This is a genomic window from Blautia sp. MSJ-19, assembly GCF_018918125.1.
In the GTDB taxonomy this organism is placed as follows: domain Bacteria; phylum Bacillota; class Clostridia; order Lachnospirales; family Lachnospiraceae; genus Blautia_A.
Window position 1 is genome coordinate 74,245 of sequence record NZ_JAHLQA010000044.1, and the last position, 12,310, is coordinate 86,554.

Consider the following 12,310-nt stretch of genomic DNA (forward strand, 5'->3'; position numbering starts at 1 on the left):
TATATTACTTTTTATGAAAGGTAAATACCCTTACTATAACCATCACATCAGTTTTGGAGGATTTATGATACCGACACCACATATCAGCGAAATCGAAACAGATCTCAGCCATACTGACGGAGTTTTTCCTGCTGAAATCCGTTCTGTTTCTTTATTTAATGCAACTTTATTCATCCATGATTTTTCTCCTGAACAGTATGAACAGATTCAGTTTATTCTGGCAAGAGAAAACAACTCTTCTGAACAGGTCCATCTTCCTTCTGTCCGAAATAAGAACGAATTCTGTCTGGATCTGTCACCCATGAAAGAGCTTTTTGAATTAAAGAAAAATAAAAGGTACCTGATTTATATACAGTGTATTACTTCTCAGAAAACCCAAGTTTTTCTACTGCAGTATTTCCAGAAACCGGATATCGCACCTGACGTACCTTTTGTCTTTGCCGACGAAGTTTATTTTCCGGAAGATCCCGCGCTGCGTTCCAAAGAGCATTTTGGCATCTTCTTTCCATCTTCCGACAATCGCTATCTTCTGCTCTCCGTCTGCACCAGAAATAATTACCTCAGCCGTACGCACAGCTGCTCCCTGAAAAGCCTTCGCATGCGCCACGGTATTCTTAAAATATGCATTGATCTGGAGCCAGGTTCCTATGAATATTCCGGAACCGAATTTTCTTTTCGTAACAAGCTCGCTGAAGATGCCTTTGCCTACACCTTTGACACTGTACGCACTGTACAGAAAGGACAGAAACTCCGGATTCATCTGACCCTGGATCTTCACACGATCGAATGTAAAAGTCTGTACTGGGATATTTTTGTTCTGCTCACAGATCCCCGATCAGGAAAAGTCACAGAAATTCCCGTCAATATGAGTACACCGCAGCGAATGTTCCAGAAATTTCTGTACAATGGTTCTTTCAGGACAGACAACGGTTTTTTTCTGTATCCATATTATACCGGAGCCAAAACCCTGGCTTTTGTGTATCGAAAAGAAGAAAAATATGACGGAATGGATATTGTTTTCAAGGAATTCCTTGCAATCTTTCTCTATCGGATTGCCCGTCCATACTGGGACAGGAAACACATCTGTCTTGTAAGTGAGAAGTTCTCTTCCATGGCACAGGACAACGGCTATTACTTTTTCAAACACTGTATGGATGAAGATGAAGAGAAGTATCTGAATAAAAAAATCTTCTATATAATATCCAAAGACTCACCGGATCATTACAAGGTAGATCCTTACAAAAACCGTGTGCTTGATTTTATGTCCATCCGGCACATGATCTATATTGAAGCTGCTGATCTGATCGTCAGCTCCGATTCCAGATATCACACGTATGCCATGGTATGCCGGCATAGTATTTTTAACCGCTATCTTCGCAGAAAAAAATTTGTCTTTCTGCAGCACGGTGTAATCGCATTGAAAAAAGTAGATAACTTTTATGGAAAAGGAATGCGCGGTGAATGCGATCTCTTTGTGGTCTCTACCAATGCAGAAAAACAGACCATCATTGACTATTTTGGCTATGAACCGGACGAAGTCATTAACACAGGGCTTCCCCGCTGGGATGTCCTTCAGGATAAGTCTGAGGGAACCCGCGAGATCATGATCATGCCAACCTGGCGTAACTGGCTTGATTCCGTGCCTGACAGTGATTTTGAGCAGAGCGATTATTTCCGTCACTATATGGGACTTCTGAATTCCCGACGTTTCAGCGAAATTCTTGAAAAATATGATCTGCAGGTCAATTTTTACCTTCATGCCAAATTTCAGGAATATGTAGATACCTTCAACGCTCATAATGCCCGAATCCATCTCATTTCTTTCGGAGAAGTTGCCGTCAATGAAATGCTGATGCGATGCCGTATGCTGATCACTGACTATTCCAGTGTTTCCTGGGATGTTCTGTATCAGGATAAGCCGGTTCTGTTTTATCAGTTTGACCTGGACAAATACAACGAAGCCCATGGCAGCTATCTGGATATGCACACAGAACTTTTTGGTGCCCGGGCAGAAAATGAAGAACAGCTTCTGGACCGCCTGGAAGAAACTATCTGTGATAATTTCAAAATGAAACCAGAATATGAACAGAAACGTATGGAATATCTCCAGTTCAAAGACAATCGGCACAGCAGACATATCTGCGAAGAAATCAAAAAAAGATATTCCTAAATAAAAACGCAGTACCTTATGCAGAGATTTTGACATCGCCGCATCCGGTACTGCATTTTTGATTTTAAAACAAACTGCCGTAAAATAATTTTATAAAGTTCTGTCTGCCCATCCAACAATCTGTTCTGTGATTTTTCCCGAAATCCGGTTATAACAAATTACTTTTTTGACTGTTTCCAGTCCAATCGAGATCAGAACACTGCTTCCCATAAGGAACAACCAGATCAATGCTGCATGACCAAAAGAATAGGTCAACTTTTTCAGCCACAATGCCCGGATAAAGGTATGTATATAAAAAACATTCGCTGAATGTTTTCCCAGGAATTCAAGAAGCTGCCTGATAACAGGAATTTCAAGAATGAATTCATATGCCCAATAAATAAATATTACCGGTATCAGACCCGTCAGTGCAAATTCAAAATGTTCCAGTCCCCATCTGCTGTCCCAGACTTTCAACATTGCCAGAAGGATTCCCGTACTGATTGCAAATTTCAGCATCTTATTCATCACATGATTTCCCACTATGCAAAAAGCCTTCAACCGCTCCAGCACTTGCCGGTCCGCAAAACAAACAGCAAACGGCGCTACAAAAAGATACTTTGTCAGATGAACATGTTTTTCAATCAGAAAACTTCCCGGCAAAAGAAACATCAGGATCATCAGCCAGCTGTATTTACGATAAAACCGAAGAACAAATGGCATAAACACAATAATAAGAATCTCAAGGCTCAAAAACCACCAGGTATTCACCAGCATCTGCGTTCCAAACAGATGTCCCAGACCAAAAAAGTCCATAATCACACTGATAATATTTTCCCACAAACTTCCGCCATAACGAGAGGTATCTGTAAGAAACGTTACACCAGTGCAGAAGAAAAATGGAATCAAAAAAGTAAGAATCAGTTTCACATATCTTTTCAATACAAACAATGTTGCCGCGTGACCATCAAAATCATAATCCGGATATTTTCCCTTCATCGAAAGTGTCAGTCCGTATACCGAAAGAAATGCAAACATTCCGACACAGTGCACCATCCAGCGTCCAAGCATCATTGCCGTTTGCTGTGAAAGTGGATAAAAACTCACTTCCGCTCCTCCCATTCTGGAAGCCTGCGAAAAGCAATGGTAAAACAACAGAAAAGAAATTGCAATTCCCTTTACCGCCAGCGTATTTTTCTTTGTAAATTTGCAGGTTTGTTCCATTTTCTTCTCTCCTGTTCCTCTGTTTATTTCTGCTTATTTTATCGCAAAATGTCCAAATCTGTCAATCAAACGGCCCAAGTGTCATCACATCTGTTCTTTTTCCTGGCTCGTAAATCACTATCCTGCCCCTTGCAAATGCAGTCTCTCTTTTGTATAATTTCCTTAGCAAATTTACAAGGAGTTATTTATGGAAGAACGGATTTATATTACTGAACTTAAGATAAAACGTAAAACACTTCTTATCACAATAAAGCATTCCGGATCCGTCTCCACTCTCCAGGCGTGCACTCATTTCTGCAATGCCTGGCTTGATCATACACATGCATTTCCTGTTTCACAATCTGGAACAGATACACTGCAATGTTCCATTGACATATCGTCTCTGGAAACAAATGAGGGAGACTGGGAATTTTTTCTTTATGATAAAGACTCTGGAATCTCTTATACCCCGACTTTGAGTAACCAGTGCCGTCTTTCTCTGTTACTCGGAAGGCATTATATCCGAAGCAGTGGACTGCTGTATTTTCCTATGGGAGGTTCTGCTCATAAACTGCTCATTCGATGCCGCCACTGGCAGAAATATGACCGCCTCTCACACCGGATCAAAGAATTGACTGCATTTATCATTTATAAGCTTTTCGGACGTTTCCTTAAAAAGGAACATATCTGGCTGGTATATGAGAAATACTGCATTACCGCCCAGGAAAATGGCTTCTATTTTTTTGAATACTGTATGAAACACGAAAAAAAACATGTTTTTTTTATACTGGACAAATCTTCGCCCCAGTGGGAATATATGCAGAAATATCACGAAAATATCATTCCTTTTTTGAGTTTTCGCCATATTCTGTACCTTCTTTGTGCGGATTTGTATATTTCCCCTGATGCACGTTATCATGCTTATGCATGGAAACCTATGCCAAATCCGATCACCAGGGAATTGAATCGTAAAAAACTGTTGTTTCTTCAACACGGTGTTACAGCCATGAAAAAAGTCGATCATCTCTTTGGTGCAAAAGGATCCAGTCCTGTATCATACTTTGTTACAACTTCTGAAATGGAGCAGAAAATCATCACAGACAATTTCGGATATACTGCTGAACAGGTTCCTGTTCTGGGATTTCCTCGCTGGGACGGACTTCAGGACACTTCCGATCCGGCACATCCGGTCATCCTGCTTATGCCTACCTGGCGTTCCTGGCTGGAAGGACAGGATGACGAAACCTTCCGGCAAAGCAGTTACTATCAGCATTATTCCAGACTCCTCAACAATCCGGAACTTCAGGACTGTCTGTGCAGACATCATCTGAAGCTGGCCTTTTATATTCATCCGAAACTACGTGAGTTTATCAGTTCTTTTCATTCAGATGACTCCCAGATCGAGCTGATTTCTTTCAACTCAGTTCCATTGCATGAGCTGCTCATGAAGTGCTCACTTATGATTACCGATTATTCAAGTGCCTGCTGGGATGCTTATTATATGAAAAAACCAATTTTGTTTTACCAGTTCGATCTCGAACAGTACAATAAAACTAACGGAAGTTATATAAATATGGAACATGATCTTTTTGGCGACCGGTGCATGCATCAGAGTGATCTCATTCAGTTTATTGAAGAGTATGCCAACAATCATTTTCACGAAAAATCAAAATATGCCGATATGCGAAAAGAATATTTCTCATACCAGGATCACAACAACTGCCAGCGAACCTACGAATACATCAAAAGCCAGGGCTTCTAACCCTGGCTTTCGTTATACGCTGTCAAATCAATTCTGTAACTACTTTGATAAAGAAAATCACAATCACCACGATCATGACTGGTTTCACGATCTTATGTCCATTAGAAGTAAAACTGTGGCTTCCAAGATAATTGCCTGCCATGTTGCAGCATCCCGCAGCGATTCCAAGCGGCAGGAGCACTTTTCCATTAATCAGAAAGACAACCAGTGCCGTAATGTTCGTTGTGAGGTTGATCGCCTTTGTTGTTCCTGCGGCATCATTCAGAGTCATGTGGCAGAACCCTGTAAACAAAAGCATCAGGAAGGTTCCGGTCCCCGGTCCATAGATTCCATCGTAAACACCGATGACCACTGCAATTATCACGCACTTGAAGATAAGCATGCCATTGATGACATCTGTCGCATTTTCATCATCACCTTTCAGTGCCTTGCTCCTCAGAACATAAAATAAAATCACCGGAAGAACGATCAGCATGGCAATCTTCAGAACTCTGTCTGAAATCAGCAGTGCCAGATGCGACCCCATCCATGATCCGACAACTGCACCCACAATAGCCGGAATACAGATCTTCCATTTCATAAAACCTTTCTTCATATAATAATAGGTAGAAACAGAAGTTCCCATAAAACTGCTCATTTTATTTGTTGCAATTGCAGTATGCACCGGCAGTCCTGCGATCATATATGCCGGAAGCGAGATCAGTCCGCCGCCGCCTGCAATCGAATCTACAAAACCTGCCAGAAACACAAAAAAACACACTACCAGATAAACTAATATCACTTTTTCTCCCACGTTCCCTGTCCTCAATTTCTTTTGTTTTATTGTACATAATCCGCATCTTGCAGATACAGATCCATGTTTTCCTCAAATCAGCTATTTCTTCTTCATTGCGACCAGTGTCGGCCTCAGGATCTCCACATACTCCTCATACATGACTTCTCTGAGAAAATCCACATATTCCCAGAAAGTCAGCTCCCCGTCTGGTGTAAGGAGTTCAAAATCCGTATCATAGACATTCACAAACAGGCCTGTCTCTTTAAGTCCGTTTCGCAGATAAAAAGCTTTTCTACGCCTGCGGTCTTCGGCATTCTCAGCCTTTTCATCCTGTGTCTCAATCTCAAAGATATATTTGTGGCCTTTGAAACGTTCCAGCAGAACCTCAAGTCCCTTACTTCCATATCCACCGTTTCGTCTCTCCGGTACAATCGCATAATAATCCAAAAGTGCTCTGTTCTGCTCTGCATCGATCAGATTGATTGCAAGTCCTGCAAATTCATCCTCATCAACCATTGCAAGCATTTCCATCTTGCCGTCAGCAACCAGACGTTCCATGACCTGAACCGGCTTTTTCTCCTGCTCAGGAAAAGCCTTATCATATAAGTCGTACAACTGCCACTTATACTGTGCACCTTCATCGGCAATATTCATCAGTTTCATCTTACCAGTCTCCCGTCTAGTTATTGATCATATCCGGCCAGGACAGAATCTCTGTCGCGATTTCTTTCTCATAATCGCCCTCAATATCCTGACTTCTGCCTGCTTCATAGATATTGGTCTCCGCGCCCCAGATCTCATCATGATATTCCCATACATGAAAACGAAGCCCGCGAAACATAAAATCCAGGCTTCCACAGTTATCTTCTTCTGTATATTCGTAGTTGATATTTTTTTGTTTTAATGCATCCTGTACCGTCTGCAGTCTCATATCTGTTTCCCTCACCTTTATGATCCTTATTTCAGATTTTGTTAATTTCTTATTGAATACTTTTTCTTAAAACACCCATGTTCTTTAGTATAACACATCCCTGTCGGTTGTCTATTGTAAAAATCACTTTTATGCTTTATTATAATAAAGATACAGGGAACAAAATCCCTCATCCATGATACCAAAGGAGTGTATACCAATGACTACAAAAATGGTTTTTCACGGAAGTGATATAGAAAAGATTTGTGCTTATTATCATTTAAATAAAGAAGATATCGTAAAATTCGGAGCAAATGTCAATCCACTCGGACTTTCTACCTCAGTCAAAAAAGCAATTGCCGAAAACGTGGATCTGTTTTCTTCTTATCCTGACAGAGATTATGTCTCACTCAGAAATACAATTGCCAAATACTGCCAGATTCCGGCAGAATTCATTCTCCCGGGAAATGGCTCCAGCGAACTGATCTCTCTGCTGATCCAGGAGCGTGCACCAAAGCATACTCTGATTCTCGGGCCAACTTACTCCGAATATTCCAGGGAACTTTCTTTTTCCGGCAGCACGCAGGAATATTATCATCTGCAGGAAGAGCGTGACTTCACTCTGGATGTGACGGATCTGTGCAAGGCACTGGAAAATGGTTATGATTTTCTGATCATCTGTAATCCGAACAATCCGACCTCCTCCGCAATCGTGCAGGAAGACCTGCGAAAACTGATTGCCTTCTGTGCAGAAAAAAATATTTTTGTGATGATCGACGAAACTTATGTAGAATTTGCACCGGATATTAACGCGGTGACAGCCGTTCCACTGACCAGAGAATTTACGAATCTGATGGTTCTGCGCGGTGTATCCAAATTTTATGCAGCTCCGGGCATGCGTCTCGGTTACGGGATCACCGGAAACAGAGAGTTTCTCGCCAAAATGAGAGAAAAACAGACTCCATGGTCCCTGAACAGTCTCGGTGCTTTTGCCGGAGAAAAAATGCTCCTCGACCACGACTATTTCCGCAAGACCAGAGAACTGATTCTCGGCGAACGTAAGCGGATGGAAAAAGAACTGAAAAAAATTCCTGCTTTTAAGGTTTACCCGGCATATGCAAACTTCATCCTTCTGAAGATCCAGAAAGAAGCTCTGACCTCCGCAGATGTATTCGAATCCTGCATCAAAAAAGGCCTGATGATCCGCGACTGTTCTTCCTTCCAGTGTCTGGATGGAGAATTTGTCCGTTTTTGCATCATGATGCCGGAAGACAACTCAAAGCTATTAGAAGTACTGAAGCAGCTGTGATCCAGCTGCTTCTTTTTTTATTTCACTCTACACTATTCAATGGTGCATATGCAGGTACTTTTCTCTGGTGGCAAGTCCACCACGGATATGGCGTTCTTCTTTATTCACGTCCAGAATCTTGCGTGCCTCTCCTGCAAGTGCCGGATTGATCTGGATGAGCCGGTCTGTCACATCCTTATGCACCGTGCTCTTGCTGATTCCAAATTTCTTCGCCGTCTGTCGTACCGTTGCCCTGGTTTCCACTATGTAATGTGCAATCTCCACTGCACGCTCTTCGATATAATCTCTCAAAGAAAACTCCCCCGAAGACACCGTTTTTACAGTGTATGCAGAGGAGTTTTGTGGTATGTCTTACTTATTGTTTATCACCGGCTCAGCTTCTAAAAGATCACCGGAATAATATAAATTCCAAGTGCAATGATCGTTGCAATGACTGTTCCGATCTTCCAGATGTTGTACTCTTTGTCCATCTTTGCCTTTTCTTCCGGAGATGGCTCTTCGAGAACACCAATTTCTTCTTCGATCGTTGGAATCTTGTTCTCATGTTTTCTGGTAAAGATTGCCCAGTAAATAATTGCCGCAACTGTTACGACTGCTGATGTGAGCAGGGCTGCTCTGTCTGCAAAGATCAGCATGAAGATATACACAACGATCGTGAAATAACAGCCCAGTTTTCCACCAGGAGCCACATATGGTCTGTGCATATCCGGATAATGTTTTTTCAGCCCCAGGTATGCCAGGCATCCGATAATATAACAAAGTGCCAGGGAGATCAATGATACAGATGCAATATAATCAATGGAACCTGTTGCGATCAGGATAATGTTGATGATACCAACTGCTGCAACTGCAGTATATGGTGTTTTGTATTTCGGGTGTACTTTGCAGAAGAAAGAAGGAAGGGATTTATCTTCTGCCATTGTATAAATATATCTTGCCGGTGCTGCAATACCAGGGTTAATCGTAGATAAATCGCCGCCAAATGCAATACCAATGCAAAGAAGGATGATCGGGAATCCAATCAGTCCCGCAGCTTTCAGACCTTCTGCATAAGGTGCATCCGCAACTGCAAGCAACGGATAAAACTCGTGAGGCACCAGACCTACCAGGAACCACTGGAATAATGCATTGCATACAAATACAAGGAATACAGATACTTTTAAAGCTCTCGGAAGTGTATACTGTGGATATTTTGTTTCAGCTCCCATAGATACACATGTTTCAAAACCTGTGTAGCACCACCATACAAGACCAAAGATATACATCAGTTCTTTGAAAGGCGGCAGGGAATCCATGGCGATCCCACCGAAATATTCCAGATGAATCTTCGGGATCATATACAGGAACCATGCAATCGCACAGCCCCAGAAGAAAAAGATGAATCCTGTCTGAGCTTTACCGGACATCTCAATTCCTTTGAAGTTCAGTACCAGGAAAAACAGTACCAGAATGATTGCAATAATACGGGAATCTACACCATCCAGATTGATTCCAAACTGTCCGAAAAGGATCTTAAAGTAGTTCGCAAAAGCCAGCGTCTCACCGGCACCGATTCCAACTACTGAAATAATATAATGCCATCCTGCCAGGTTTGCCCAGACTCTGTTCAGTCCACGTTTTGCATAATTGTATGTACCACCTGCACAAGGCAGTGCTGCTGACATTTCACCATAGATCAGACATGGCCAGATTGAGATCAGCAAGGATAAGAATGTGATGACAATGATCCATGATCCTACATGACCGATCTGTGAAGAACCGCAGGTAAATAATCCGACACCTACGACCGTTCCGATCGTCATACTGATGGATTCCTTTAATCCAAGTGCTCTGACAAGCTGTGTTTCTTTGTTTTCCATAATAACCACTCCTCTTTCCGCGTTATTTTTGTAACTGACTGTTACCCGGTCAATTACAGATTTATAAAAAAACGGAGCCTGGAATTTTTCATTCCCATGCTCCATTGCAGTTTTTATATATATTCTTTATTTTTTAACTCGCATTGCTGAATTCTACACCACTTTTCTTTTTCTCAAGTATCTGAGCAATCAGATCCACGATATGGGCTGCTGCCTCTACCGGTGGAATTCCATGTCTGCTGATATTTGAAACTACCGTATACTCTGATTCCAGCATATCCGGTCTTGCATTATAGGCGATATATGCCGACATACTTTCTGAGGTAAGAAGTCCAGGTCGTTCTCCGATCAATACACAAGTCACTTTTGCATCAAGCAGCGGTCCGATGGTTCTTGCTGTATTGACTCTGCAGTACCTGACAAAAAACGGTGTTCCGACGGTGATTCCTTTATCCTCCAAACCCATTTTGATCGTAGGAAAAAGATCTGGGATATTTGCCTCTATGGACGGTGAACAGAGTCCATCACCAAAATAAATCTGCACCTGTGGATGATGTATACAATTTTCGGAAATCTTTTTCTGTGCATCCGGAAGAAAAACTCTTCCCCAGTCCGGTCTCAGAAGCATCTCATTTTTATCAGCACATTTCGTCTGCACTTCAAAAACTCCCAGTTTTCTGACCGTCTCTTTCGGAACTTCATTGTAAACAGCATCATTTGCCGCTGCATGCGAAGCCAGAAAACGAAGCTCTGCTTCCGTTGTATATCTTGGTCCGCAATGTCCGATTCCAATCCTTGCCGGAGTCGCATGTTTCATCTTCCACAGTTCTTTCTCATTATATGGATGATCGACATGCATATAATCCATAATATCCGTTTCCATAATATCCCGAAGACATTCTGCTGTGCTCATTACTCTTCCCTCCTGTACTTCCGATATTTTCAAAATTCAACGATGGATCTATCTGCTTTTATCTGGTAAAAAATACAGATGGATCACCGGCATTCTTTCCAAGATGTCCGTTTTCCCAAAATCCCCATTTTTCCAACCACTGTCTGAATTCCGGGATTGGCTGCTTTTTCAGAAGCTGTCTGACACTCGCCACATCGTGATAACTGGTTGACTGGTACATCAGCATAATATCATCTGCCTGTGGAAGCCCCATCACATAGTGAACGCCCGCCGTTCCAAGCAATGTAAGAATGGTTTCCGAATCATTCTGATCTGTCGGCATATGATTCGTATAGCAGACATCACATCCCATCGGAAGTCCGTGCAGATGTCCACAGAACACATCTTCCAGTGCTGCCCTTGTCAACTGCTTGGTATCATAAATGTATTCCGGTCCCATAAAGCCAACGACGGTATTTACCAGAAATGGATGATAATGCCTTGCCAGTCCGTAGCACCGACACTCCATGGTCTGCTGATCCGCTCCAAATGCCGCTGAAGAAGAAAGTTCCGATCCCTGTCCTGTTTCAAAATACATGACATTCGGACCTTTTGCATGCCCTTTTTCTCTGAATAACAACTCTGCCTCTTCCAACATTTCTGTCGTTACGCCAAAAGCAGATAGCGCTGCTTCTGATCCCGCAATAGACTGAAAGCAGAGATCTGCACTTCCCTGTCCGCTTCGCAATGCCTCCATCTGTGTTGTCACATGTGATAACACACAGGTCTGTGTCGGAATCTCATATTTATCCCGGATATCTCCAAGTGTTTTCCAGATGGCAAGCGTACTGTCAACAGTATCAATTGCCGGATTCAGACCAATCACTGCATCACCGGAACCATAACTCAATCCTTCCAGCGTACTTGCCGTCACGCCTTCCACATCATCGACCGGATGATTTGGCTGAAGTCTTGCTGCCAGAACATTTTCCGTACCGATCGTTGTATTACAGGTGGCTGTGATACGCATTTTACTTCCGGCAAGAATCAGATCCATATTTCCCATGATCTTTGAGATACCTGCGATCACTTCACTTGTCATGCCCTTGCTGGCTCTCATGATCTTGTCGCTGTCTGTCTCATCATCCAGTATCCATTCCCTCATCTCCTGGATGGTTTTTCCTTTAATTTCCTTATAAACTTCTTCATCTATATCATCCTGAATAATTCTTGTAACAGAATCTTCCTCATACGGAACTGCAGGATTTTCTCTTAAATCCTCTACCGTAAGCTGTCCAAGCACTTCTTTTGCCGCAATCCTCTGAAGTTTGCTTTCCGCTGCCACACCAGCCAGCTCATCACCGGATTTTTTCTCACTTGCTTTCGCCAGAACATCTTTGACATCTTTAAATTCATATACCTGGCCCAACATAGAAGTCTTCAAAATCATA

Annotated in this window: 11 protein-coding genes; 3 read left to right on the top strand and 8 right to left on the bottom strand. The window is 42.3% G+C overall.

Annotation, left to right across the window (positions count from 1 at the left end; all coding sequences use genetic code 11):
* The first annotated feature begins 64 nt into the window (after positions 1-64).
* The gene (locus KQI91_RS15315; RefSeq protein WP_216393611.1) at positions 65-2,170 is read left to right on the top strand and encodes a CDP-glycerol glycerophosphotransferase family protein; all 2,106 of its coding nucleotides are present in this window, start codon (positions 65-67) and stop codon (positions 2,168-2,170) included.
* A 90-nt stretch (positions 2,171-2,260) separates the two neighbouring features.
* On the opposite strand, the gene KQI91_RS15320 is transcribed toward KQI91_RS15315, so the two are convergent.
* Entirely contained in the window at positions 2,261-3,373 is a 1,113-nt protein-coding gene (locus KQI91_RS15320; RefSeq protein ID WP_253288647.1) for a hypothetical protein, read from the bottom strand.
* Between the two features lie 187 nt (positions 3,374-3,560).
* On the opposite strand from KQI91_RS15320, the gene KQI91_RS15325 reads away from it, so the two are divergent.
* Entirely contained in the window at positions 3,561-5,114 is a 1,554-nt protein-coding gene (locus tag KQI91_RS15325) for a CDP-glycerol glycerophosphotransferase family protein (RefSeq protein WP_216393612.1), read from the top strand.
* A 22-nt stretch (positions 5,115-5,136) separates the two neighbouring features.
* Here KQI91_RS15325 and KQI91_RS15330 read toward each other — a convergent pair whose 3' ends face one another.
* From KQI91_RS15330 to KQI91_RS15340, 3 genes are all read right to left on the bottom strand, one after another.
* The gene (locus KQI91_RS15330) at positions 5,137-5,895 is read right to left on the bottom strand and encodes a sulfite exporter TauE/SafE family protein (RefSeq protein ID WP_330654601.1); all 759 of its coding nucleotides are present in this window, start codon (positions 5,893-5,895) and stop codon (positions 5,137-5,139) included.
* A gap of 93 nt (positions 5,896-5,988) precedes the next feature.
* On the bottom strand, positions 5,989-6,552 hold the full coding sequence (locus KQI91_RS15335) for a GNAT family N-acetyltransferase (protein ID WP_216393613.1): 564 nt from the start codon (positions 6,550-6,552) through the stop codon (positions 5,989-5,991).
* 16 nt (positions 6,553-6,568) lie between these two features.
* On the bottom strand, positions 6,569-6,820 hold the full coding sequence (locus KQI91_RS15340; protein WP_216393614.1) for a kinase: 252 nt from the start codon (positions 6,818-6,820) through the stop codon (positions 6,569-6,571).
* A gap of 199 nt (positions 6,821-7,019) precedes the next feature.
* Here KQI91_RS15340 and KQI91_RS15345 point away from each other — a divergent pair, with 199 nt between their 5' ends.
* Positions 7,020-8,108 carry a pyridoxal phosphate-dependent aminotransferase gene (locus tag KQI91_RS15345; RefSeq protein ID WP_216393615.1) on the top strand — a complete coding sequence of 363 codons (1,089 nt, stop codon included), beginning with the start codon at positions 7,020-7,022 and terminating at the stop codon, positions 8,106-8,108.
* 36 nt (positions 8,109-8,144) lie between these two features.
* Here the strand turns inward: KQI91_RS15345 and spoIIID are convergent, their stop codons facing one another.
* The 4 genes from spoIIID to KQI91_RS15365 form a co-directional block, all read right to left on the bottom strand.
* Positions 8,145-8,399, bottom strand: a complete 255-nt coding sequence (spoIIID, locus tag KQI91_RS15350; protein WP_216393616.1) for a sporulation transcriptional regulator SpoIIID — start codon at positions 8,397-8,399, stop codon at positions 8,145-8,147.
* An 89-nt stretch (positions 8,400-8,488) separates the two neighbouring features.
* Positions 8,489-9,967, bottom strand: a complete 1,479-nt coding sequence (locus KQI91_RS15355; RefSeq protein ID WP_253288648.1) for an APC family permease — start codon at positions 9,965-9,967, stop codon at positions 8,489-8,491.
* A 133-nt stretch (positions 9,968-10,100) separates the two neighbouring features.
* Positions 10,101-10,880, bottom strand: coding sequence for an ethanolamine ammonia-lyase subunit EutC (eutC, locus tag KQI91_RS15360; RefSeq protein ID WP_216393617.1), 780 nt, complete (start codon positions 10,878-10,880; stop codon positions 10,101-10,103).
* A 58-nt stretch (positions 10,881-10,938) separates the two neighbouring features.
* A complete protein-coding gene (locus KQI91_RS15365; protein WP_216393618.1) occupies positions 10,939-12,309 on the bottom strand; it encodes an ethanolamine ammonia-lyase subunit EutB in 1,371 nt (456 codons plus the stop codon).
* Position 12,310 lies beyond the last annotated feature (1 nt).